We start from the raw sequence: 26,420 nt of genomic DNA on the forward strand, positions 1-26,420 counted from the left end.
ACGGTATTAAATATTATCATGAACTACTACTTTATTCAATACAATTTTATTTTAGAATTAATTTTGCAGTAAGACTTTTTGATCAGATACCTCATCTATTAAGTCTTGATCGTGGTCGATCAGTAGCATTGTGGGATGTTGTTTCTTGATAGCATCGATTATTTGCTGGCGCGTGATGACGTCTAAGAAGTTCAACGGCTCATCCCATAAGTATACATTAGCCTCTTCCGTCAAACTGATGGCTAGTGCGACTTTACGCTTTTGGCCTTGACTCATATTCTCAACTGGCTGGTCGAATAATTCTCGCTCAAAACCTAATTTTCGTAAATTAGAAAAGATTGACTCCGCATCTATTTTTTTGACTAATGCCAATTGTCTGATTTGACCAACTAATTCGTCTTCTTGAGCCAAATAAGAGATTTTTAGATTACTACCGATATGTAATTCACCGGATTGTTCAAACGGCTGTTGGATACCTAATATTTGCCTGAAGATCGTCGTCTTACCGACACCATTCTGACCGACTAAAGAAACAACTTGATTCGTCTGCAATTTAAAACTTACTTCTGGAGTTACGATATTTTGATGACGCAATTGTAATTTTTCAACTACGATTGGATGTTTCGGATGACTTACTTCCACGTAATTTAGTTTGATGGGGTCGTCGATCTCAATATTCTTCAACAGATCTTGTTTGAGCTCGATCTGTTTATCGACCCGGCTGGCAATATTCTTGGCCTTCTTCATCATTTTAGCGGACTTGTGACCAATGAATCCTTTATCAAGATTCACTTGCTGTAAGCCCGTTTTATTCTTCCCTTTTTCCGTCTGACGGGACCAATTTTCTCGTCTGACCGCCGTTTCATGCAAGCGACTGATGTCTTTTCTGAGCTGTCGCTTCTCGGCAAATTCCGATTGATCTTGTAGCTCTTTTTCGCGATTCCAAGTATCGAAGTTACCCTTGTAGACATCGACATTTTGACGATTGATCGAGATGACGTGGTCAATGACTTGATTGAGGAAGGTTCGATCATGACTGATCACGATGAATCCTTTTTTACTTTTTAGATAATCTGCCACGATCTTACGGCCCACGATATCCAAGTGATTCGTTGGTTCGTCGATCAGCTGGAAGCCGTAGTCATCAATAAATAGGATGGCTAACAAGACTTTAGTCTGCTCACCGGGGCTAAGTGTAGCGAAATTTTGTTGTAAAATATCAGCCTTGACTTGTAGCTTATCCAATTCCACTTCGATCTTCCACATGTCATATTCTTCAAGTCCCGTCAATTCCTGCACGATCTCACTCGTCGGACGATCTTTATCAGTGACTGTTTGGGGATAATAATAAAAATTCAAGTTTGAAACGATCTGACCAGAATATGGCAATTTACCTAACAGTATATTCATCAGTGTCGTTTTCCCACGACCGTTACGACCGATCAACCCCAATTTCCAATTCTCGTCGATTTTTAAATTCAGTGAATCGAATAAATTATCGATCATTTGATCATATTTAAAGCTAAGATTTTCTATTTGAATGGTTCCCATTGATTAAACACCTCATTGCTGGTGCTTTGACCTCAACAAAAAAAGCCTAGGACTCTGTCCCAGACTTAATTCGTAGACGTACATAAAATCAAAATATGGTCTTAACTGAACGACATCATCACTGATACCGTTCAGTTAAGCTCAATCAGATAGTTTATTCCATCATCTTTAAGGGACAGCTATAGAGATATTAAGTTAAAGTCAAATTACACACGTATTTTGTATAATTTAAAATTTCAACTTAATTTCTCAACGGCTGCACTCCCTTTCTTGTTATAAACTAATGAACAATTTATCAACAAAACAAAAGTTTGTCAATATTTTATTCTACTAAATCATCTTCACCGATCAATTTTACGTCTGCACCTAAGCAGTGTAACTTCCACACGACTTGGTCATATCCACGTAAAATATTTTCAGCATTATTGATCGTTGTTTGCCCTTCTGCCAGTAATCCAGCGATCATCAAGCAAGCTCCCGCTCTTATCTCTTCCGCCGAGACAGTGGCTCCCTTTAGCTCAGCACCGCCACGAACAAAAATCAAGTCATTCTCGCTCGTGATATTTGCGCCCATTTTATTCAATTCCGCAATGTGTTTGATACGCTTTGGATAAATCGTATCAATAACCATAGCTTCACCATCAGCCTTCATCAATAATGGTGTGATTGGTTGTTGTAGATCAGTCGCAAAGCCTGGATATGGCATCGTCTTGATGTTGACGGATTTTAGTTTTGGAGAATTCTTAACGTAGATACTGTCTTCGCCGATCTCCAAATTAACACCCATCTCATCCAATTTAGCTAGGAAAGCATCCAAGTGTTCGCTGATAATATTTTTCACCAAAATACCGCCGCCATTGGCAGCAGCTAAACTCAGATATGTACCTGCTTCAATCCGATCAGGAATGATAGTATGCGCATTGTTTGAACACAAACAGTCGACTCCCTCAATACGAATGGTCTCTGTCCCGACACCACGAATAACAGCGCCCATGTTATTAAGGAATGTTGCTAAATCAATGATTTCTGGTTCTTTAGCAGCATTTTCAATGATGGTCGTACCTTTAGCTTTTACGGCAGCCAAAATCACATTAATAGTCGCTCCAACTGAAACCATGTCTAAAAAGATCTTGGCTCCCTTTAGACCACCGTTTGGAGTAGTAATAATGATTTGACCATGTCTATTTTCAACATGTGCACCTAGTGCCTCGAATCCCTTGATATGTTGGTCGATGGGACGTGGTCCAATGTCATCGCCACCTGGGAATCCAACGATTGCTTTGCCAAAACGGCCTAACATGGCTCCCATAAAGTAATATGAAGCACGCAAACTACTTACTTTACCACTAGGTAGTTCGGCAAACTGGATCTTTGTCGGATCAATCTTTAATACATCATCCTTCATCTCTGAAGTAACGTTCATATCTTTCAAAATAGAACGTAAATTTTTTACATCTCTAATTTGTGGAACTGAGTCTAAAACTACCGGTGTATCAGACAAAATAGACGCAGGAATCAGCGCTACGGTACTATTCTTGGCGCCACCGATCGTAACTTCACCTGATAATTTTTTTCCACCATTGATTACAAGTTTTTGCATAAGCTTTTCCCTAACTAATTTTTAACTACTTCAGGAAATTACATATTTTCTTCGTCTAGTCCTGAAGCCGCACCAATAAATGCTTTGAATAGACCTTCTGGTTTTGTTGGTCTTGATAAGAACTCTGGGTGATATTGAACTGCAATGTGGAACTTATTGCTTGGTACTTCAACGATTTCAACCAAATGGTTATCTGGAGATACACCTGAGAATACTAATCCTGCATCTTCGAATTGTTTACGATATTCGTTGTTAAACTCATATCTGTGTCTATGTCTCTCTTGGATAACTAATTGATTATCGTATGCAGCAGCTGTCTTAGAACCGTCTTTTAGCTTGCATGGATATGCACCTAAACGTAGTGTACCACCACGATCCTCAACATCCTTCTTATCTGCCATTATATCAATAATTTTGTTTTCAGCGTCTGGATCCACTTCACCAGTCGTAGCATCTTTGATACCGACAACATTTCTAGCAAATTCAATACTTGCCATTTGCATACCTAAACAAATACCGAAGTATGGTACGTCATGTTCACGAGCATACTTGATGGTTGTGATCATGCCTTCAAGACCACGGCTACCGAATCCACCGGGAACTAGGATACCGTCGGCATCGCCAAGCAACTCGGCAGCATTTTCTTCAGTAATCTCATCAGCAGAGATTTTTTTCAACTCGATATCAGTATTATATACATAGCCGGCTGAATTAAGTGCTTCTGAAACAGAAATATAAGCATCTTGTAATTTAGTATACTTACCAACCAAAGTGATTTTTGTTGTGTGCTTCAAGTTATGAACACGATCAACCAACTTGTTCCAGTCTGTCATATCGGCTTCTGGAGTATTTACGTTCAAGTAACGACAAACGATGTCATCGAAGCTTTGAGCTTGTAGATTCAATGGAATGTCATAAAGTGAACTAGCATCACGTGATTCGATAACTGCTTCTGAGTCAACGTCACAGAATGATGCGATCTTGTCTTTCATATTTTGTGGCATAGGTTTTTCGGTACGAACGACCAAGATGTTTGGTTGAATACCAATACCACGTAATTCCTTCACACTGTGTTGTGTTGGTTTTGTTTTCATTTCTCCGGCAGCCTTCAAGTAAGGTACCAATGAAGTATGGATGTAAACAACATTTTCAGAACCGACTTCAGACTTCATTTGACGAAGTGCTTCAAGATATGGAAGTGATTCGATATCACCAACTGTACCACCGACTTCTGTAATAATAACGTCAGAATCAGTTGTCGTAGCAGCGCGCATTATTTTTTGCTTAATCATATCTGTAATATGTGGAATAACTTGTACTGTAGCTCCGTTATAATCACCGCGACGTTCGCGACGGATAACTTCGGAGTAAATCTTACCTGTTGTAACGTTTGAATACTTGTTCAAATCGTTATCGATGAATCTTTCGTAGTGTCCTAAGTCAAGGTCAGTTTCTGTACCATCATTAGTAACGTAAACCTCACCGTGTTGATATGGACTCATAGTTCCTGGATCCACATTAATATAAGGATCAAATTTTTGCATTGTTACTTTGAGCCCGCGGTTCTTCAATAATCTACCAAGGGATGCCGCAACAATACCCTTACCAAGAGATGAAACAACTCCACCTGTAATAAAAATATACTTAGTCATAAGCTTTCCTCCACATATTCTTTCTAGGGATTTCCTATCAACCAAAAATAAAAAAGTCCCCTATTCATACTGAACAGGGAACTTGTAATTAGACAATCTAATAGAGCCCAAACAATATAATACTGTTATCTATCCAAATCGTCAAACTTTAAATTCACAAATTTAAATATCGTCGTCTTCGTCATCGTCTGAGTCTTCATCATCTTCGTCTTCAAGATCGATGTCAGCGTCATCTTCATCATCAGCATCAAACTCTGATAGTTGACCTTCGATACCATCGTCCAAGCCAGTATCTTGTTCATCGTCACTGTCATCATCGACTGATAGGTCAGAATTAGTAAACTTAGATAGGTCAGGACCATTGCTTGATGAGCCATCGCTCTCATCATCGTCATCCATCTCTGTTACGTCTAAGTCTGCATCCTCTTCATAGTCAACAACGTCATCGTCTTCAGCGTCATCACTCATAAAGGCATTAACCTTTTGAGCTGCCTTATGTGTATTCTCAGTACCATTGTCTTCTGGATGGTTAACTTCTTCATCAACAGAATCGAATGGATACCATTTACGCAATCCCCAAACATTTTCACCAAGTGAAAGAAAACTTCCGTCATTATTTAAATCTGTATAAAATTGAGGTAGAGAATCCTTAACATCTTCATCAGATCTGCCTAAATAGTCCTGAATCTTATTAACAATGTTAGAAAAGTTCATTGCCTCTTTATTGTTTGTATCAAGAATTTCATAAGCAACCTCAATTAGAGAAAGCTCATCTTTGTTTTGGTTCTTGAATTTTTCAAATTCCAAACGGGTACACGTCCTTTCGCAGCGTCTTATTTATAATGATAGATTGTCAAGCTCTAAAAATCAATTGAAATTTATAGTTACCTACTACATTATTATCATAAATCAAGTCATAATCAATATTTATCTTTCCAGATAACGGTTCATTGGCGATTTCTACGAGTGAATCCTTCGTAAAAGTCTGCAATGGCATAACTCCATATTCTGTTTCGAGATGTCCACTATTATGATTCTTATCGGTAAAATATAATAATGATGCTAAATTATTCGACTTTGCCACACGTCTGACGTGGATTTCTCCACCATCTGTGACCTTAACTAAGATAGATGCTTTATCATTATTTTCTAGACTTTCATTAAATCTCAAATACATTGAGTTGCCGATCCTAGTGAACTTACCGGGTTCAGCAATCTTCGTATGTGTTAACTCCCCCGATTGGAGAGTTTCCATATTTAGTTCTACATTTACGTTCACACTGTTATTTTCCAAAATACGACGCCTCTACATGATAAAATTAGAATAACAATTAATATTAAAGAAGTGATTAATTAAAATGAATAACTCATCAAACAATACAATCCTATTATACAATCAAGAAATTACTAAAGACGAAGAAATGCTCGTGCCATTTGCGGACACTGGGGCAATTCTTAAATTCGTCTCTGCAAATTCCATTCCAGTAGCTCACTTCTGGACTACACCACCCACTGTCATCCTAGGTCTACAAGACCAACGACTCAAGAATATTGCTGGTGGCATGCATCGACTGGAAGAAAAAGGCTACATTTATTACGTCAGAAACTCTGGTGGTCTCGGAGTAGTAACGGATGCTGGAATTCTCAACTTTACTTTATTTTTACCAAATAAAAACAATATCACAATTGACCAAGCATATGAACAGATGCATCGAATTATGCAAAAAACTTTTTCTGACAAGATCCAGACAGGCGAGATTGCTCGTTCTTACTGTCCGGGTACTTATGACTTGAGTATTGATGGTAAAAAAATTGCTGGGATATCACAACGTCGTGTTGGTAATGCCGTCGCAATTATGGCCTATATCAGTGTAACAGGTGATCAGAAAAAACGCTCGCAATTAATGAAAGATTTTTATGAAATCAGTAACTATCCCAAGCACGAACACATCGACTATCCTGACATCGATGTTCACTGTATGACGAACTTGGATGAGATACTCGCTACGCCGCTGACTGTTGAGACTGCTAAACAAAAGATACTGCAGGAATTAGCACTTGATTACAATATCGATCGTGAAAATATCAATATCATCAGAGAATCATTACCTTATAAAGATGCTTACAATCAGACGATAGATGATCTGATCTACAAAAATAAAAAACTACTGGGGGAAATATAATGACTTATCATTTAGAAATGTTACCTCGTGAAAAAGTCTTCCGTGATCCGATCCACAACTATATCCACGTTCAACATCGTGTCATTCTCAACTTGATCAACACCAAAGAGTTCCAACGTTTGCGCCGTGTAAAACAATTAGGAACTGCCTCTTTCACGTTTCAAGGTGCTGAACAATCGCGTTTTACTCACTGCATGGGCGTGTATGAGATCACAAGACAGATTTGCGATAACTTCCAACGCAATTATCCAACCAAAGAAGCTGACGATGGCTTGTGGGATGATGACGAAAGAATTGTCGCCCTCTGTGCTGCTCTACTACATGATGTCGGTCATGGTCCTTACTCGCACACCTTTGAGCACATCTTCAATACCGACCATGAGGCTTGGACGCAGGAGATCATCACATCCCCTGAAACAGAGGTCAACCAAGTGCTACGCGCCGTCGCCGATGATTTCCCTGAAAAAGTTGCTAGTGTCATCGCACATACTTATCAGAATCCACAAGTCGTCCAGATGATCTCCAGTCAGATCGACGCTGATCGAATGGACTATCTACTACGTGACGCCTATTTCACCGGTACCAAGTACGGTATGTTTGATTTGACCAGAATCTTGCGGGTCATGCGTCCATATAAGGACGGAATTGCTTTTGATTACGACGGGATGCACGCGGTCGAAGATTACGTACTGTCGAGATTCCAAATGTATCAACAAGTTTATTTCCACCCCGTCTCTCGCGGTATGGAAGTCGTCTTGACCAAGTTGCTTCAACGCGCTAAGGACTTGTATGAGCACAACCACATGAATGACTTCGAGATGCCAAGCCTCTTGATACCATTCTTTGAAAACAACGTCAGTATCAACGACTATCTGTTGCTAGACGACGGCGTGTTGAACACTTACTTCACTCTATGGCAAGGTTACCCCGATGAAATCCTGAAAGATCTCGCTTATCGCTTCTTGAACCGTAAGCCGTTCAAGTCAGCCGAATACACTCAAGAAACTGAGAAGAAGTTGCCCGAATTAGCTGACATTGTTGAGAGCGCTGGTTTCGACAAAAAATACTATACTGCTATCAATACGAGCTATGACCTACCATACGATATTTATAGCCCTAGTAGCAGTAAGAGTAAAACACAGATCGAAATCATGAACAATGACGGTTCATTGATCGAATTGTCAACTATCAGTAACTTGGTCAAGGCTTTGACTGGTAAAAGTTCTGGTGATGAAAGATTCTACTTCCCTAAGTCAATGTTGGTCGAACATCCCAACGACATCTTTAGTGAAGCTTACTTAGAATTCCAAAGCCATCTTCATAACGGTTCTGTTATTTAAACGTTCTCAAAAAAATCATTATTTCACATTTAAGTTATTTTCCAGTTCTAAGGTTAAACGCTTTCAGTTTTTTCTTTAATTTAATAGAATGTAACCATAATGAACTTTTTTAGGAGGAACCCCAATGAAAGAATTCTCAGAAAAAACCAGATTAGATAACTTACAAGCCATGCAAAACGAAGAGCTTGACTTATTGGTTATCGGTGGTGGTATTACTGGCTCCGGCATTGCACTCGATGCTCAAACACGTGGTATCAAAACTGGTCTAGTTGAAATGCGCGACTTCGCTTCTGGAACATCTAGTCGTTCGACTAAGTTGGTGCACGGTGGCTTACGTTACTTGAAGCAAGCTGCTATCAATGAAGTTCACGAAGTTGGTAGTGAACGTGCAATTGTTTATAATAACGCTCCTCAAATCACAACACCCCTGAAGATGATGTTACCATTCTACGACGGCGGAACATTCGGACCATTCTCCACTGCTATTGGATTAGACGTATACGACCGCTTAGCACAGGTTAAATCTTCTGAGCGTAAGTACATGCTTGATCCACAAAAGACTACTGATCGTGAACCTTATATTAAGAGTGAGAATCTCAAAGGTTCTGGAGTTTACGTTGAATATCGAACTGACGATGCGCGCTTAACCTTAGAAGTAATCAAAAAAGCTAACGAACTAGGTGCTTTGATTGCCAATTACGCTAAAGTAACTGGGTTACTCTACGATGATACTCAAAAAGTATCTGGCGTGACTTTCTTGGATACGGTCACTGGTGAAACTGGTGAGATCCATGCTAAAAAGGTCATCAACTCATGTGGTCCTTGGGTCGATGAGATCAGAGATATGGATGGTTCCAATGAGGGAAAACATCTTCACTTGACTAAGGGTGTCCATCTAGTTATCGATCAAGAGAAGTTCCCTATCACTAATTCGATTTACTTCGACACACCTTTCCACGATGGCAGAATGATGTTTGCGATCCCTCGTGAAGGTAAGACTTATATTGGAACTACCGACACTACTTGGATGGACGATCCTAAAGAACCAGATATCACCATTAAGGATGTTACTTACATCTTGGCAGCAGCTAATCAAATGTTCGACTTGCCAAATCAACTAACTCCAGATGACGTAGAAGCTGGTTGGTCCGGTGTTCGTCCACTGATCCAAGAAGAAGGTAAGTCGCCTTCAGAGATCTCTCGTAAAGACGAAATCTTCAAGTCTGATTCCGGATTGCTATCGATCGCCGGTGGTAAATTGACTGGGTATCGTAAGATGGCCGAAAAGATCGTTAATGAAGTCGCCTGTGAATTGTCTAGCGAGACTGATTATGAGTATCAATCACAACAGACTGAGGATCTTACCCTATCTGGTGGTGACGTCGGCGGTGATGATGGCTGGAAGACTTATTTTGACGAAATGTCAGAACAAGGTATCAGCAGTTATGACTTAGACCGTGATGATGCCGAAAAACTAGTTCAAAGATACGGGTCAAACGTGACTGATGTCTATGAATTATTGCCTAATGAAATGATGCAAGATAACTTACCACGTGTCGACTGGGCAATGTTGCAATATGGATTAAAGGCCGAGATGGTAGAACATCCAATCGATTACTTATTACGTCGTAGCAGCCAAATGTTGTTTGACATTGAACACATGAAAGAAATCGAAGATGCTGTGATTGATTATATGAGTGAATACTTCGATTGGGATGATGAGACTAAGCAAAGTATGACTGATGAAGTTAACGAAAAACTTAAATTAACCGATCTTAGCGACGTCAAAGACGCCTATCACGAACATATCAGCAGAGAAATTTAACTAAAAGAGGAACGAAAAAAAATTAATTTTTTCGTTCCTCTTTTATTATTTTACTGTTACAATCACTTACAAAAGTGAAAAAATATAGTAAAGTATTCCTTATACTGAAAGCTGTAAAGGAGAGCCACATAAATGTTTAAAGAATTTCAAGAGTTTATCTCTCGTGGTAGTGTCGTCGACTTAGCCGTTGGTGTTATCGTTGGTGCTGCCTTTAATAGTTTGGTATCATCGTTAACCACTTATATCATCAACCCATTACTTGGTATCTTAATTGGTCAAATCAACTTGTCAGAAATGAAGTTCGAATTATTTGGAGCCAGCTTCTTGATCGGTGACTTTATAAATGCTCTGATCAACTTCCTGATCGTCATGTTCGTGGTCTTTACAATTGTTAAAGTAATGAACAAAATGCGTCGCGACGGTTCTAAGAGTAAGTTTGACGAAAGCGTCGAGGAATTAGATCCACAACTAGAATACTTACAACAAATCCGTGATTTATTGAGATATCAACAGTTACGTGATCAAGAAAAAAATCGCAGAAGATAATCAATCTCTGGTATTGGCAGTTGCCAATACCAGTTTTTTTATTTAGTTTATTGAATCACATCAACGAATTCAGTTTTGATAAATTCATTCGTGGCAACACGATAGTGTTTTTCACCATTGAGGTAAACAATTCTGTCAGTTACCCACAGTGTTGAAGGTGCTAGCGCACGGTTCGTTCTTGTACCCATATGGTTGTGAAGTGGTTTGATATCACCATCGTGAGTTTTTACTATTGCCTTTAGACCAGTATATTCGTAAACCTCGCTGGCTTTGACCCACTCGTTTGTGGAGACACGATAGTGCACTTCGCCATTGATGATCATTTCTTTGTCAGAATACCAGTCACTGCTTGGAGATAGGGCACGATTTGAGATGTGCTTGCCATCTTTTGTGTATATGTTGACGATTTTTTTGTTTGGTAGTGTGGTTACGGTTCTTTGGACTGATTTTGGAGTTGATGGAGTTGTTGGGGTTGTTGGTTTGTGAGGTTTTTTATTTGAACTTGATGGCTTATGGGGTTTTTTAACTGGATTAGTTGGTGCTGGTGTTGGATTAGGTCCTCCCGGATTCAAACCATTATTCTCACCATTACCTGTTGAGTTACCATCAGGTTCATTTTTCTCATAATAAACACTATCGTCAGTTGCTATATGCCCACGTAAATCCACATAAAAAGTAATCTCTTTGATATCAGTAGTGTAACCCGGCTCAGTAGGAACGTCCATAATTACTATCGTTCCAGGATATAGCTCAACATCCAGAGTTATTTCTTTTCCATCAACATAGCCTATTTCAACAGTTTCTTTAATTAGATTAGCCCCCTTATACGTGACAAAGTCATTGTTGATTATATTACCATCTTGATCACACTCTACGGTAATAGTTTTTTTATCCGCCGTCAGACCTTTGTAATCAATATCAGGAACTGTCAATACTTTTTTTTCACCTCTTTTAAGATGGAATCCCTTAGTATATTGTTCCCTTTCAAAATTAGAGTTGATTTTTACTGTTGCTGCAACAACACTATCTGAATTGTCAATTTTAACAAATGTTTCATCCTCACGTGAATTATCATCAATATACTTATCAATTAATTCATCAGTCGCATAATATTCCCCTTTGGGATTTTCAATTGTTCCAGTTCCTACTGCTTGCCAAAGTTTATTATTATGCGTGTCATAAAAATCTGATGATTGAACTGAATCTAGAGTGTCATTCAACCTAACCAATTTACCTAACTTTAAGACTTTAATATCCTTTCCCACTAGATTTAATTCATGCTGATTAGAAGTATTAATCATATTAAAACCTGAAATATCTAAATATTTGAGACTTTCCATGTCATCAAAAATTCTATATATTGAATAAACATTGGAAACATCAAAATTTGATAAATCTAATGTTTCTATACTATTCATCCCATTAAACAGGCCATCCAAATCTTCTACTTTTGAAGTATCAAAATTTTGAAGGTCAATTTTTTTCAGAGATTCCATACCTTTAAACATAAAACTCATATAGGTTAGATTAGAAGTTCTAAAGTTTGAGACATCTAATTGTGACAATTTCTTTACTCCTGAAAACATATCTCTCATGGAATATACTCGTTGTGTGTCAAAATTTGAAATATTCAAGTTTGTTAGGCTCTCTAATCCTTTAAACATTCCATTCATACGATACACATTGGCAGTATTAAATTTATTCAAATCTAAGCTCTTCAAAGAAATCATATCACTGAACATTCCATCCATTGAGGTAACAGAGCTTGTATCAAAATTATTTAGATTTAACTGTTCCACTGACTGCAAACCACTGAACATATCAGACATGTTAGTTGATTTCTGTGTTTCAAATCCACTCAGATCTAAGTCAGTCAACTTCTTCATTCCTTGAAACATACCAGACATACTTTGTACATTGCCAGTATCCAATTTATTCAAATCTAAACTAGTCAAATTTCTTAAATTTTGAAACATATAAGCCATCTTAGTAACTTTATTAGTACGAATATTTCCCAATTTCAACTCAGTTAAAGAAACATCTCCAGCAAACATGGATCCCATATCAGTAACGTTAGAAGTATCTAAGCCTGAAATATCTAACTTCACTAATTTCGAATTTCCTGCAAATAGTCCAGACATATCGGTGATATTACTAGTATTCAATTTATCTAATCCATTAATTTCTTCCAGTTGAACTAGCTTAGAAAAAATATCAATTTTATTGTTATTACTCTTAATTGTCCCTTCGATAGTAATTTTATGAATTTTCCCATTGTTACTTCTGATTACGTTGGTTAACTTACTATTATCAAATACCCCTCCTTCTAAAAATAAAATCCCTTCAGTTTTATCTAAACGCCATTTACATTCTCCCGCTTGTCCTCTAATAATATTCTCATTATCTGTATTAGGAGAATTCAAATTACGATCTTCATCTGAATCACTAGATTTCAAATCACTTTCATCAAGATTCTGGTCAGAATCAGTCCCGACTTTTTCACTTTCAACATTATCTTCAGAATTTACATTACTAGTATTTTTATCATTTTCATCTTGCGTTTCACTGTTAGGCTCTTGAACTTGTTCTTGCTTTTCGTCCGCATGAACATCATAAACTAGTGTACTACCACCCACAATAACTGCTCCAGCAAATGCCAAAGTAGAGACCGTCACCCAACTACGGCCGGCTTTGACTAACTTTTTACGTAAAATAGAATTTGGCTCTTTCTTTAATTGATTAAATCTCATAACATAAACTCCCCTTAATAATTTATTGAATAGTCATTAACTACTCAAACTAAATTACGTTGGAAAAAAGCTTTATTTTCTAAATCAGTTTTAAAATTTAAATAATATAAGTTCATCAAAAATGGAATCACCCATTCCGACTGTATAAAAAAACACCGCATATTTCAAAACACGGTAAGCAAAGTTACCTGATTGAAAAATACGATGTCAAATTTTTTTATATTTAGAAACATTAAATAATTTATTAAATTAAATCAATAAACTCAGCTTTGATGAATTCATTTGTGGCAACACGATAGTGTTTTTCACCATTGAGGTAAACAATTCTGTCAGCTACCCACAGAGTTGAAGGTGCTAACGCACGATTGACGTTTTTTCCCAATTGATTATGAAGGGGTTTGATCTCACCGTTGTGAGTTTTTACTATCGCTTTAACACCGGTATATTCGTAAACATCACTGGCTTTGACCCACTCGTTTGTGGAAACACGATAGTGCACTTCGCCATTGATGATCATTTCTTTGTCAGAATACCAGTCACTGCTTGGGGATAGGGCACGATTTGAAATGCTTTTACCTTCTGCTGTACACAGTTTAACTATTCCTTTATTTGGTAATGTAGATATCATTCTTTTGACTGCTTTTGGTTTTGAAATTGGCTTTGATGGCTTTGTTTTGTCGTTTGAATCTGTTGGTTTACCTTTAGATGGTTTAGAAGGATTTTTACCGTGTGAGCTACTGCCACCTGGTTTACCTGGCTGTTTGCCTGGTTTCTCTGGTGTAGCTGGTTTCTCTGGCGTAGCTGGTTTCTCTGGCGTAGCCGGTTTCTCTGGCGTAGCTGGTTTCTCTGGCGTAGCTGGTTTCTCTGGCGTAGCCGGTTTCTCTGGCGTAGCCGGTTTCTCTGGCGTAGCCGGTTTCTCTGGCGTAGCTGGTTTCTCTGGCGTAGCTGGTTTCTCTGGCGTAGCTGGTTTCTCTGGCGTAACTGGTTTCTCTGGCGTAACTGGTTTCTCTGGCGTAACTGGTTTCTCTGATGTGCCAGTTTCCGTCGCTGCATAAACATTATTAGTAACAGTACCACCAATAACCACCGCTCCAGCAAATGCCAAAGTAGAGACCGTCACCCAGCTACGGCCAGCTTTGACGAGTTTCTTGCGTAAAATAGAATTTGGATCTTTCTTCAACTGATTAAATCTCATAACACGAATTCTCCTCAATAATTGTATTTGAGTAGTAAATACCTACTCTAAATAAATTACGTTGAAAACAAAAAATAGCCCTAAGGCTATTAATTTTTTTACTGTATCAATATCAGAACATCCCTAAAATCTTCCACCAACCGAGGCCAACGATCATAAAAATCAAAAATTCTACAAACGATACGATGAAGCCCACGCGCCACCACTCTCTCTGAGTGACATAACCTGTCGCAAAGTATATCGAGGCTGTACCAGTCCCATAGTGAGTCGTGCTAGGAGAGATACACGTCAAAGCGGCGAACATCATGATGACCATCGTCGGATTGGCGCCCAAACTGACCAACACGGTCGCAAACGGAATGTACAGTGCCTGCATGTGAACTAGAACACTGGTAAAGAAATAGTGAATGTATAAATATACCAATGCCAAAATAATAAAGGCCAGTGTCAAGCTCATGCCTTTGACACCATTAGCCATGATATTCTTGAACCACGAAATCACACCCGTCTGTGCTAAGTAAGGTGTGATTGCCATCAATGGTGGTAGCCACAAGAAGATATTCCAGACTTTCTTCTCAGATAAAATATCATCCAATCCGACAATGCCGGTCACGATCAAAATTGCTAAGCCTAACAGAGCAATACTGGTATTGTCTAACTTAGTGAACTGTGTCGTAGCCCACAATAGGATCATCAGGACAAAGACCGCTATCATAATAATTTCTTTAACTGACAGACGTCCCATCTGATCCAGCTCTTTTTTGGCGAAGGTCTGCGCATTGGGAATCCTCTTCAATTCCGGTCTGTGTATCAAATAAATTACCAACGGTACGACAACCAACGCTAAGATACTAGGCACTGACATGTACTTGAACCAATCCCACCATGAGATGGAGACGTGAAAAACACTCTTACCCATGCTGAGTGCTAGCGGATTAGTTGCCATCGCCGTAAGGAACAATGAACCGGCAATTAAATTTTGATGAAAACTCGTCAGTAATAAATACGAGCCGATCTTATTCTGCGTCCCATCGTCCGGTTCGGAGCCCAATGACTTGGATAGTGACATCGTGATCGGATAGAGCACTCCCGCTCCACGTGCATTAGTATTAGGTACGAACGGTGCCATGATGACATCACAGATCGTTAAGACGTACGACAACGCCAGCGAACTGTGACCAAAACGATAAATCAAATAATATGCAATCCTAAATCCTAATCTAGTCGTTCTAAAACCAATTGCCACAAAAAAAGCAAACATGATCAACCAGACGGCACTATTACCAAACCCAGCATAGACTAACTCGGCCGGCATCGCCTGTGAGATAGTCAAAATCGCCATCATTACGATCGATAAAATCGCTAATGGTGCGACATTCAGGAGACATCCTAAAATAAATCCGATAAATATAGCAAAGGTATGCCAACCGGCAGCCTTGATCCCCATTGGTATCGGTAAAAACCAAATCAACAACACTGCTACAACGATGATAATCGCACGCATTGTCTGTTTATTACGTACTTGCATTGTTTCTCCCCTTAATAGATTTCTTTTATTGTATCAAAACAGAGGATAACAATTATACAAAATTGCACATATCAAAATATAATTAAATTATATATCAGAAGAACATGTACGCTCTGCCGCTAGCGATGATAAAAACCAAGCCGACCGTAGCGGCTATCCCCACAACCATCCCAACCGTCATTAAATCTGACTTGTATGTTTTAATATTGCGCATATAGCGATCATTCTTCAAACAGAACATCAAAATAACTACAACCATTGTAAAAGTCCAAAACATTGGAATCATCGTTAACACCACCCATAACTGTATTTTTTTTATTTTAAAAAATACTATTCTCAAATGTATTAGTCAACGTATTAACTTATCCTGTACGATTTGAACAAAAAAAGAGATTGGAAGACTCCAATCTCTAATAGATTCATTAATAATTATTTTTTATTGCGTTTGAAACGTGTGTCAAACAATGGACTGACTGGTTCATTGTCATGGATACGACGAATAGCATCACCGATAAGTGGTCCCACAGAAACTTTAACCATACGATCGATAACTTTTTCTTCTGGAAGATTGATTGAATCAGTAACGATCAACTTCTTGATTGGTGAAGCTTCGATTCTCTCAATAGCTGGACCTGATAGGATCGGATGTGTACAACAAGCATAAACTTCAGTTGCTCCAGCATCGATCAAGGCTTGTGATGCAAGCGTGATCGTACCAGCAGTGTCGATCATATCATCAATGATGATCGCACGTTTGCCCTTAACATTACCGATGATGTTCATAACTTCAGCAACGTTAGCACGAGGTCTACGTTTATCAATAATAGCAATTGGTGTCTTCAAAAATTCAGCCAATTTTCTAGCACGTATCACACCACCGTGATCAGGTGAAACAACCACAGCGTCTTTTTCTAGGTGATTAGTTAAGAAATAATCAGCCAACAGAGGTGCACCCATCAAATGATCAACAGGAATATCAAAGAATCCTTGAATTTGAGCAGCATGCAAGTCAAGTGCAAGTACACGGTCAACACCGGCACGTTGTAACATATTAGCTACTAACTTAGCCGTGATAGGTTCACGTGAACGTGATTTTCTATCTTGTCTAGCGTAACCATAGTAAGGAATAACCACATTAACTACATGTGCTGAAGCTCTTCTCAAAGCATCAACCATGATAAGCAATTCCATCAAATTGTCGTTAACAGGAGCTGAAGTAGATTGAACTAAGAATACTTCAGCACCACGGATACTTTCTTCAATATTGATTTGGATCTCACCGTCACTAAAACGTGTAACTGATGATTTTCCCAGCGGAATCCCAACTTCTTTAGCAATTTTTTCTGCCAAAGGTTTGTTCGAATTCAACGCAAAAATTTTCATTGGTCGTTCGTTATTTTGATATGACATTAATTTCCACCTTTATTTCCAATCTTCACTTTTTGATAATGGTAATCTATTCCAAAAATCTTCTTTGTTAGTTTGTCTTTGTCTAGCAATTGCCATAGCATGCTTAGGAATATCATTGGTGATCGTTGAACCTGCAGCGATGAATGAGTGATCTTCCATTTCAACTGGCGAAATAATATTAGAGTTACTTCCAATAAATGAATGGTCACCAATAGTACTGTGCCACTTCTTAACACCATCATAGTTGACGAACACCACACCACAACCGACATTGATATCTGTACCTAAAGTAGCATCACCAACATAAGTTAAATGACCAACCTTAGTGCGGTCGCCGATTTTGGCATTTTTGATTTCACAAAAATTACCGACATGCACGTCTTTGCCGATTTCAGCTTTAGGACGCAAATGCGAATTTGGACCAATATTACTACCTTCGTGCATGATAGCACTCTCGATAGTTGAACTGATAATCTGGACGTTATCTTCAATTGTAGCATCTTCTAGTCTAGAACCTGAGCCAACCAAACAATTAGACCCAATCGTAGTCTTACCAAATATCTTAGTATTAGGTTCAACTACTGTGTCATTGCCAATTTTAACATCTACGTCAATGTATGTGTTATCGGGATCGATAATAGTTACACCGTCACGCATATGCGCTTCATTGATACGTGTTTGCATGAGTTTTTCTGCGTGAGACAATGCCACGCGGTCATTAACACCCATTGATTCAGATAAATCTGACATTTGATATGCTGCAATCTTCTTGCCCTGATTTTTTAGCATGGAAATTAAATCTGGTAAATAATACTCACCTTGAGCATTATCATTTTTAACATCGTGCAAATTGCTGAACAATAATTCATTATCAAAGCAAAATACACCCGTGTTGATTTCTTGAATCTTCTTCTCATCTTCTGAAGCATCTTTTTGCTCGACGATCTTAACAACACTGCCATTTTCATCGCGCACCATACGTCCATATCCAAACGGATTGTCAGCATGTGCCGTTAAAATAGTAACAGCAGCCTGTTGTTCTTCGTGATAAGCAAATAGTTTTTCAAAAGTTTCAGCAGTAAACAGTGGACAATCACCATTGATGATCAATGTTGTTCCTTCTTTACCAGCTAAAACATCTTCAGTCTGTAAAACAGCATGGGCTGTACCTAGTTGTTCCTTTTGCAAGGCATACTTAGTACGATCCCCTAATAGTTCACGGACCTTTTCTGCACCGCTCCCGATAACTGTTTCAACTATAGTAGGATCAAGCTTCTCCACTTGAGTTAAAACATGATCGACCATAGCTCGACCAGCTACCGGATGCAATACTTTGTACAATTTTGACTTCATTCTTGTGCCCTTGCCAGCGGCAAGTATTATTACATAACGATTCGACATTGGAAACTCCCTTTCAGTCACTCAAATATCCTAGTATATAATAGCATTATTCACATGACCTACTCAATTATGTTTTTATTCAAAATAGCTAAAATCTGTTTTTGCCAAATAATCTCCATTTTCGATCTTAAGAATTCGGTTGACTGTATCGATTTCTTGAACTTTAAAAACCGAAGTAACCTTGTTATCTCGGAATTCTGATTTAACATTGATATTTTCAGCGAAGACAGTTGCCCCAGCAAAAATAGCATTGAATTCTGAAATAAGGCTGCGCATACCGTTGATAGTTCCGCCACCTTTCATGAAGTCATCGACTACTAAGACACGTGAACCTTCTGGCAAGCTACGTTTTGATAATTCCATTTTTTCGATCCTGTCAGATGAGCCTGAAGCGTAATTAACGCTGATCGTGGAACCTTCAGTGATCTTGGAATCACGGCGGACAATCACAAACGGAATATTCAAGAAACTAGCCACACTTTGTGCAATGGGAATTCCCTTAGTTGCGACGGTCATGACAACGTCGATCGAACTTTGTGAATATTGTGTGGCGATCATGCGACCGATAGTTCTCAAAACTTCAGGGTCAGCTAATAAATCAGTTAGATATAAATATCCACCGGGCAAAATCCTATCAGGTTGTTCAAGTCTCTTAGTTGTATTGTCAACAAAATCTGTAGCTTCTCGCTTAGAAATACCGGGTGTAAAAATGACCCCACCACCAGCACCGGGTAGTGTCTCTAGGGCACCAATGCCACGAATCATAAATGTTCGTCTTAATATTCCTAAATCCTCAGATATCGATGACTTGGCAGATTCGTATCTGTCTGCAAAAAACGCTAAAGATATAAGTGTATGTGGTCTCTCGAGCAAGTAACGAGTCATATCGATTAATCGTTCGCTTCTTCGTGTTTTCATATTTATCTCTCCTAAAAAGCCTGTTTCAATTAAAATTATAAAGTAAATGACATAACAATCAATTCATTTTCCACTATCTCGTTAAGATTTTCAAGTTTTTTCGCTTAAATAGTCCTTAAAACACACAAAAATAGGATTGCCTCTCGGCAACCCTATTATTCGTGATAGATTTATTCAGCATCTGCAACTTTTTCGTCAGAGCTTAATTCTGTTTCTTCACTATCAAATGTAATATCAATAGATTTTGTGAGTAAATCGGCATAACTATATGAAACTCTTTCAAAAGAGTTTTCATTTTGATCCAAATCAACTACAAAAACTGAATGGAATGTTTCTGCTAAAGTTCCGCGACGGCGGATAACTTTTTTGCGACCTGCTTGCGCTACAACTGTTAAGTTTTCACCTAAATGAGCATCAAGACGATTCTTGATTGTTTTCAATGAAGTTGGCATTATATAAATCACTCCTTAGGAGTGCAATTCTACCATGTTTTCATTGAAATTACAAGGAGATTATCATTTTATAAACTAATTATTTTTTAGTTCTTTGTTTAAGTTCGCTAGACATGTGTTTATATTGATCGATTGATACTTGTTCGCCACGTGCGTTTTCAGCAATTTCACAATCTTTGAAAACTTCTTTAATCATCGTCCGATTTTCATCTGTTCGACCTAACCAGTTCAAAAGATTGTTCATCAAGCTCTTACGTTTTTGAGCGAATGCTGATCGGATAAGTTTATTGAAGAAAACTGGATCTTCGATATTTATCTTATCCTTTGGTAATCGTTCCAAGACGGCCACGGCTGAATCTACTTTTGGTTTCGGAATAAATGAATTGCGACCAACGATACTAGAAATCCTAGCATCCATCTGTGTCTGAACAGCAATCGTCAGTGAACCATATTCACGATGTCCGGGATCAGCTGTAATTCTTTCAGCGACTTCCTTTTGCATCATCAAGACTAGTGCTTGAAATGGATAGTCACTATTGATCAAGTTCAACATGATCGGCGTCGTAATATAGTACGGCAAGTTGGCTACTACTTTGATAGTCTTGCCTTCCAAATGATGTTCCTTCACGAACTCATCGAGGTTGACTTTTAAGATGTCCTCATTGAAAACCTCGATATTGTCGTAATCTCCCAACGTATCTGCTAAGACAGGGATCAGCGTGGAGTCGATCTCAAATGCGAAAACCTTCTCAGCCACTTGAGCTAATTTTTCAGTCAGGGCACCGATACCGGGTCCGATCTCAATAGCTATCTCATCAGCTTGAAAGTCACTAGCAGCAACAATATCATCCAAAACTTTTTCGTTCGTTAAAAAATTTTGTCCCAAACTCTTTTTTGCACGTAATTTATACTTGCGTAGTATATCGTTCGTCCGAATCGGGTCAGCAATACTTAATCTATTTAGTGTCATGTAAACTTCCTTTATCAAATTTTTTAACTGCGGTCATTAAGTCTTGTGGTGATACTTGTAACATATTCAGCCGATTCAAGAATTGCTTGGCGTTGGTATAACCGATCTTCAATTCTGAACCCACAAACTCACGACGTTTTTGAGAATCAACATCCCCAATCAAACCCAGATCGATCATGTCGTCAGTACTATAATCATCAGTCAGATTAGCAGTTGTATAAACCGCCGCTAGAGCTTGCTTGATGTCTTCATCTCTTGCGTGCTCGATACCGAGACTACCGTCACTCTTCTTCGGAACGGCTTTGTTCCTCGGCAAGAAAGCTTGCTTAGCGTCAGGAACTACTTGAGAAATTATCGTGCGTAACCTATTACCATTGAAGTCAGGATCAGTGAAGATGATAACTCCACGTTTTTGTTGCGCCACTTTGATTCTCTTGATAGTTTCATCATTCAAGGCGGAACCGCGAGTTTCGATCGTATCGACATTGCCTAAGCAGTCTTTCAATCGATTCGTATCTGATTTACCCTCAACTACGATTATTTCTTTTATTTTCATTATTTGATGTTATAAACCCGATGAGAGTTTTCAAAAGTCTTTTGAGCGACTACATCTGGGTCCATGTCCTTATATTTTGCGATTGCATCTAAGACAAAGCGCGTATATCCCGGTTCGTTTTGGTGACCGCGATATGGAGCTGGAGCCAGATAAGGTGCATCGGTTTCAACTAATAGTCGGTCTAGCGGTGTGTTCTTAGCTGATTCGTGAACTTCAGGTGCATTCTTGAATGAGACTACACCACTGTATGAGATCATCAAACCTAAGTCCAAGAACTTATTCAACCAAGCAATGTCACCATTGAAACTGTGCATGATAATACCTGACTTCGACATATCGTGTTTTTTCAAAATCTCATACATATCTTCAAACGCATCACGACAGTGGATCGAAACTGGCATGTCATACTCTTGGGCAACGTCTAGTTGCTTTAATAGTGTCGCCTTTTGAACCTCAGGCTCAGGATTTTCATCCCAATGATAATCGAGACCGATCTCACCGATCGCAACGACTTCTGGCAATTTGATCTGATTAACCAGTTGTTCTTCGTTGTATTCTTTAGCAAATTCCGGGTGCCAACCAATAACTGCATGTAGTGGTCGATAATTTTGAGCTAGTCTGATTGCTTCGATATTGTATTCTTCGTTTTGACCAACGATCGCCATCTCCACGACATCATACTCAGCTGCACGATCGATATATTCTTGAGTTTTACCGGCAAATGCAGGGTCATTCAAATGTGTATGTGTATCAAAGATTTTCATTATCCTAGGATTGCTCCATTTTTGTGTGAATTATCAACTAGAACCAACTTAACGTCATCACCCATTTCAGTGGATAGCAACATACCGTTACTCCATTCACCACGGATCTTTCTAGGCTTCAAGTTGACACATGCAACAACTTTCTTGCCGATCAATTCTTTGAAGTTAGGATAGAATTCATACATGCTCGAAAGAATCTGACGTTCGATCCCAGTTCCGTCATCCAATGTGAATTGTAACAACTTGTCAGCGTTTGGTGCCCGCTTAACATCTAAGATTTCAGTTACGATCATCTTGACCTTAGCAAAGTCATCAAAGCTGATTTCCTTAGGATAGTCATCTTCATCTTCTTGAGCCTTAGCTTTGGCTTGAGCGGATTTACTCAACTTGCCACCACCATTTTTGGCTTGTTCTTCTGCCATCTTACCCTTGATGTACTCAACTTCTTCTTTTGCGTCCAATCTTGGGAAAATTGGTTCTGGATCACTAGTGACTGTTTTGCCTACAACCGTGTCACCAAAGTTCAAGTCTTTATCATTGTCATAATCTAATCCCAATTGTGCGAAGATTTTGATTGGTGACTGTGTCATTACAGGACTGATCAACAAGGCGATCAATCTTAATGATTCAGCTAAATGACCGAGAACTGATTGTAACTCAGCTTTTTTACTGTCGTCTTTGGCAAGGATCCAAGGTTGTGTCTCATCGATGTACTTGTTAGCACGACTGATGAATGACCAAACACTAGCTAGTGCTTCTGGGAACTCGAACTTGTCCATGTGATCACGATAATCTGTCAAAGTATCAGCGTAAGTCTTCTCGAGATCTTTATCCAAATCTGTCAAGGCAGCAACTGAAACGATCTTACCGTCATCATACTTATTGATCATTGAGATAGTTCTATTCAATAAGTTACCGAGGTCGTTTGCTAAATCATAGTTGATCTTGTCAATGTAGTCTTCAGGCGTGAAGACACCATCATTACCAAATGGCATAGCACGCATCAAGTAATAACGTAATGAGTCTAGTCCGTAACGATTTACTAGCATTTCAGGGTAAACAACATTACCCTTAGACTTCGACATCTTACCATCCTTCATCAACAACCAACCATGACCGAAGACTTGCTTAGGTAGGTCGATTCCCAATGCCATAAGAATGATTGGCCAATAAATAGTATGGAAACGAACGATTTCCTTACCAACGAATTGAACATTTGCAGGCCAGTATCTCTTGAACAATGAATCGTCGTCACTCATATAACCTAGTGCCGTGATATAGTTCAACAATGCGTCGATCCAAACATAGACAACGTGCTTTGGATCACTAGGAATCGGAACGCCCCAGTTGAAACTAGTTCTAGATACGGCTAGATCTTCCAAGCCCGGTTTGATGAAGTTATTGATCATCTCATTCTTACGAATCTCAGGTTCGATGAATGTAGGATTATCTTCGTAATACTTCAATAGTCGATCGGCATACTTGCCCATCTTGAAGAAGTATGAAGGTTCCTTAACTAATGTGACTTCGTGTCCTGATGGAGCCTTACCACCAGTGACATTGCCATCCTTATCACGGAAGACTTCAGCCAATTGTGATTCTGTGAAATATTCCTCATCATCAACTGAATACCAGCCAGTGTACTCGCCTAAGTAAATATCACCTTGAGCGATCAACTTTTCAAAAATCTTTTGAACTGCTTTGACATGGTAATCATCTGTCGTACGAATGAACTTATCGTTAGAAATTTCTAGTGTTTTCCACAATTTCTTGATATCGGCAGCCATCATATCAACGTACTCTTGTGGCTCCATTTTTTTAGCTTCGGCTTTTTGTTCGATCTTCAAACCGTGCTCGTCTGTACCTGTGAGGAAGAATACATCGTAACCCTCATTACGCTTGTAACGAGCCAGTGTATCTGCTGCAATGGTCGTGTATGAATTACCAATCGTTAATTTACCTGATGGGTAGTAGATTGGCGTAGTTATGTAAAAAGTCTTATTATCTTTAGTCATTTATATTTTCAAGCCTCCGCAAATAAATAGTTATGCAATAGTTGTTACAAGTATATCATTTTAAATTTGAGAAAAAACATTAACTGCGTCATCAGAAATAGCCAATACTGACGAATCTAGGTCCAAACTTTCTTTGTTGATAACTACCAGCTTCGTGCTCGTTTGAGCATATCTCAGCAACCCTGCAAATGGATATACTTTGAAACTAGTTCCAACAACAACTAATAAGTCGGCACGTTCAACATCTTCGATAGCATGTTCAACGTTATCTGGATTAATATTTTCACCGTACAATACTGTCGTACCGGGACGAATGATTCCATTGTCCTCATGATGGCGATAATCTTTAAGATAATATTTGTAATCAAATTCTTTACCACAAGTTAAACAATGAATATTATCATACAAATTGCCATGAAATTCCACGACATTCTTAGCTCCAGCCTTAGTATGTAATTTATCAACATTCTGCGTCACGATGGCTCCCTTTTGATTGCTGATCTCAGCCATTCGCTTGTGGATAATATTAGGTTCCGCATCTGGGAAATACATGTTGTGGACAGTGAAATCATGAAAAATATCCGGATGTTTTAGTAGATTCTCATGGCTCAACATGTATTCAGGTGGAAAATCATACTTTTCACGCTTGTATAAGCCATTTTTCGAACGGTAATCAGGAATTCCTGACGGCGTTGAGACACCAGCACCAGTCAAAAAAGTAACGAACTTAGCTTTTTGAAGTAAGTCTTTAAATTCTGAAATTTTGTCTGACATAAAAATCCTCCTGTATTTTTCAAAACTATCTAGTGATGTAAGTTATCCCGCTTTGAGCAAAAGCCTTCTCCACTGTTTGTTGATAGTATGCTTTGTAAAATTCTGGATTGACTTTCTTAGGATCAACATTCAAGGTCCCTACACTCTGACCATCGTTGATACCGATCAAGATATAAGCGTCCTTTTGAGTAACACGATTGGTATAAGGTGAATGCTTGACTTGATAAACTTGATTCAAGCTCAAACGTAGTTGACGATCTGATACGACTGGCGTCACATTCAAGAACTCGTGATAGTGCATGCTCTCGTAACCATTGGAAATAATCAAATTATTGTATTCTTCCAAGGCATGTATCAAAGTGCGTCTGAATTGCAGTGGAACGGTCAAATCATTTTTTTCGACCTGTTCGACTAAACTCTCGGCTATCTTGTACGAGGTTGGGAATTCCATCTTCCAGTCAGCATCTTTAGCATGTTCGCTGAAGACGATTCCGTCAAAAATGATTAAAGTGCGATAAAATCTCATATTAGCCAAATCCAACTGTACGTTAGGATTCAAGGCGTGATCCACTCCACGAATGTATTCAGCTTTGATCTCATCAGTCAAAGTACCATCCTCAGTTTGCTTCTTAACTATCTCAGCGTGTTCGATCGTCTCAAATAATGAATTGGCTGTCGACAAGATCCTACCATCTTCGTCTTCTTTGCCAGATGTTACCGCACATGAAATAATTGGTTCACCAGAATTTTCTAATTCAATATGATATAGTTCATGCATCAAAACAAAATCTTTATATTTTTCGTTTGTAATGATAACTTCTATCTTTCCGTCGTTGTTCTTATGGCTAGCTTGGTCTAGCGTTAAATACTCATGGTCAGAGTATTCACTGTAAACAGCCACCGGTCTGCCAACCAATTGTTCAATCTTTCTAATCTGATTTACAATAACATCAGATAGATTTTTTTTATCTATTTGTTCCATTTGTAATT

The 26,420-nt window shown here is 38.7% G+C and carries 23 protein-coding genes; 4 read left to right on the forward strand and 19 right to left on the reverse strand.

What is annotated here, in order from left to right; translation table 11 throughout:
• Positions 1-57: 57 nt before the first annotated feature.
• From abc-f to AC27FM_RS04385, 5 genes are all read right to left on the reverse strand, one after another.
• Entirely contained in the window at positions 58-1,551 is a 1,494-nt protein-coding gene (gene abc-f / locus AC27FM_RS04365) for a ribosomal protection-like ABC-F family protein (RefSeq protein ID WP_487086218.1), read from the reverse strand.
• Between the two features lie 322 nt (positions 1,552-1,873).
• Positions 1,874-3,151 carry a UDP-N-acetylglucosamine 1-carboxyvinyltransferase gene (gene murA / locus AC27FM_RS04370; RefSeq protein WP_487086220.1) on the reverse strand — a complete coding sequence of 426 codons (1,278 nt, stop codon included), beginning with the start codon at positions 3,149-3,151 and terminating at the stop codon, positions 1,874-1,876.
• A 38-nt stretch (positions 3,152-3,189) separates the two neighbouring features.
• A complete protein-coding gene (pyrG, locus tag AC27FM_RS04375; protein WP_487086222.1) occupies positions 3,190-4,803 on the reverse strand; it encodes a CTP synthase in 1,614 nt (537 codons plus the stop codon).
• 162 nt (positions 4,804-4,965) lie between these two features.
• Positions 4,966-5,610, reverse strand: a complete 645-nt coding sequence (gene rpoE / locus AC27FM_RS04380; protein WP_487086224.1) for a DNA-directed RNA polymerase subunit delta — start codon at positions 5,608-5,610, stop codon at positions 4,966-4,968.
• 46 nt (positions 5,611-5,656) lie between these two features.
• Positions 5,657-6,097, reverse strand: coding sequence for a YwiB family protein (locus tag AC27FM_RS04385; RefSeq protein ID WP_487086225.1), 441 nt, complete (start codon positions 6,095-6,097; stop codon positions 5,657-5,659).
• A 64-nt stretch (positions 6,098-6,161) separates the two neighbouring features.
• On the opposite strand from AC27FM_RS04385, the gene AC27FM_RS04390 reads away from it, so the two are divergent.
• The 4 genes from AC27FM_RS04390 to mscL all read left to right on the forward strand — a co-directional run bounded on the left by AC27FM_RS04390 (position 6,162) and on the right by mscL (position 10,697).
• Positions 6,162-6,986: a lipoate--protein ligase family protein gene (locus AC27FM_RS04390; RefSeq protein WP_487086227.1), complete on the forward strand. Its 825-nt coding sequence runs from the start codon at positions 6,162-6,164 to the stop codon at positions 6,984-6,986.
• Positions 6,986-8,326 carry an HD domain-containing protein gene (locus AC27FM_RS04395; RefSeq protein ID WP_487086229.1) on the forward strand — a complete coding sequence of 447 codons (1,341 nt, stop codon included), beginning with the start codon at positions 6,986-6,988 and terminating at the stop codon, positions 8,324-8,326. Before AC27FM_RS04390 ends, AC27FM_RS04395 begins: the two co-directional genes overlap by 1 nt.
• 124 nt (positions 8,327-8,450) lie before the next feature.
• Positions 8,451-10,151 (forward strand): glycerol-3-phosphate dehydrogenase/oxidase, encoded by a 1,701-nt coding sequence (locus AC27FM_RS04400; protein WP_487086230.1) that lies wholly within the window; start codon positions 8,451-8,453, stop codon positions 10,149-10,151.
• Between the two features lie 132 nt (positions 10,152-10,283).
• Positions 10,284-10,697, forward strand: coding sequence for a large conductance mechanosensitive channel protein MscL (mscL, locus tag AC27FM_RS04405; RefSeq protein ID WP_487086231.1), 414 nt, complete (start codon positions 10,284-10,286; stop codon positions 10,695-10,697).
• A gap of 47 nt (positions 10,698-10,744) precedes the next feature.
• Here the strand turns inward: mscL and AC27FM_RS04410 are convergent, their stop codons facing one another.
• From AC27FM_RS04410 to AC27FM_RS04475, 14 genes are all read right to left on the reverse strand, one after another.
• Entirely contained in the window at positions 10,745-13,447 is a 2,703-nt protein-coding gene (locus AC27FM_RS04410) for a BspA family leucine-rich repeat surface protein (protein ID WP_487086233.1), read from the reverse strand.
• Between the two features lie 244 nt (positions 13,448-13,691).
• Positions 13,692-14,642, reverse strand: a complete 951-nt coding sequence (locus tag AC27FM_RS04415) for a hypothetical protein (protein WP_487086235.1) — start codon at positions 14,640-14,642, stop codon at positions 13,692-13,694.
• A gap of 112 nt (positions 14,643-14,754) precedes the next feature.
• Positions 14,755-16,170 (reverse strand): DASS family sodium-coupled anion symporter, encoded by a 1,416-nt coding sequence (locus AC27FM_RS04420; protein ID WP_487086237.1) that lies wholly within the window; start codon positions 16,168-16,170, stop codon positions 14,755-14,757.
• Between the two features lie 94 nt (positions 16,171-16,264).
• Positions 16,265-16,456, reverse strand: a complete 192-nt coding sequence (locus AC27FM_RS04425) for a hypothetical protein (protein WP_487086239.1) — start codon at positions 16,454-16,456, stop codon at positions 16,265-16,267.
• A gap of 143 nt (positions 16,457-16,599) precedes the next feature.
• Complete coding sequence (locus tag AC27FM_RS04430) at positions 16,600-17,580, reverse strand: ribose-phosphate diphosphokinase (protein WP_487086241.1); 981 nt, start codon at positions 17,578-17,580, stop codon at positions 16,600-16,602.
• A gap of 12 nt (positions 17,581-17,592) precedes the next feature.
• Positions 17,593-18,981, reverse strand: a complete 1,389-nt coding sequence (glmU, locus tag AC27FM_RS04435) for a bifunctional UDP-N-acetylglucosamine diphosphorylase/glucosamine-1-phosphate N-acetyltransferase GlmU (RefSeq protein WP_487086243.1) — start codon at positions 18,979-18,981, stop codon at positions 17,593-17,595.
• Between the two features lie 75 nt (positions 18,982-19,056).
• A complete protein-coding gene (purR, locus tag AC27FM_RS04440; protein WP_487086245.1) occupies positions 19,057-19,899 on the reverse strand; it encodes a pur operon repressor in 843 nt (280 codons plus the stop codon).
• Positions 19,900-20,069: 170 nt separating this feature from the next.
• Positions 20,070-20,351, reverse strand: a complete 282-nt coding sequence (locus tag AC27FM_RS04445) for a Veg family protein (RefSeq protein WP_487086247.1) — start codon at positions 20,349-20,351, stop codon at positions 20,070-20,072.
• Between the two features lie 79 nt (positions 20,352-20,430).
• The gene (gene rsmA / locus AC27FM_RS04450) at positions 20,431-21,321 is read right to left on the reverse strand and encodes a 16S rRNA (adenine(1518)-N(6)/adenine(1519)-N(6))-dimethyltransferase RsmA (protein WP_487086249.1); all 891 of its coding nucleotides are present in this window, start codon (positions 21,319-21,321) and stop codon (positions 20,431-20,433) included.
• Positions 21,308-21,877, reverse strand: coding sequence for a ribonuclease M5 (gene rnmV / locus AC27FM_RS04455; RefSeq protein ID WP_487086251.1), 570 nt, complete (start codon positions 21,875-21,877; stop codon positions 21,308-21,310). Before rnmV ends, rsmA begins: the two co-directional genes overlap by 14 nt.
• Positions 21,877-22,641 carry a TatD family hydrolase gene (locus AC27FM_RS04460; RefSeq protein WP_487086253.1) on the reverse strand — a complete coding sequence of 255 codons (765 nt, stop codon included), beginning with the start codon at positions 22,639-22,641 and terminating at the stop codon, positions 21,877-21,879. Before AC27FM_RS04460 ends, rnmV begins: the two co-directional genes overlap by 1 nt.
• Entirely contained in the window at positions 22,641-24,656 is a 2,016-nt protein-coding gene (metG, locus tag AC27FM_RS04465; RefSeq protein WP_487086255.1) for a methionine--tRNA ligase, read from the reverse strand. The genes AC27FM_RS04460 and metG overlap by 1 nt, the downstream gene beginning before the upstream one ends.
• Positions 24,657-24,716: 60 nt before the next feature.
• The gene (locus AC27FM_RS04470) at positions 24,717-25,418 is read right to left on the reverse strand and encodes an NAD-dependent protein deacylase (protein ID WP_487086874.1); all 702 of its coding nucleotides are present in this window, start codon (positions 25,416-25,418) and stop codon (positions 24,717-24,719) included.
• Between the two features lie 37 nt (positions 25,419-25,455).
• Positions 25,456-26,412, reverse strand: coding sequence for a hypothetical protein (locus tag AC27FM_RS04475; protein ID WP_487086257.1), 957 nt, complete (start codon positions 26,410-26,412; stop codon positions 25,456-25,458).
• Positions 26,413-26,420: the final 8 nt, after the last annotated feature.

It is taken from the genome of Companilactobacillus sp. y65-5, assembly GCF_057541095.1.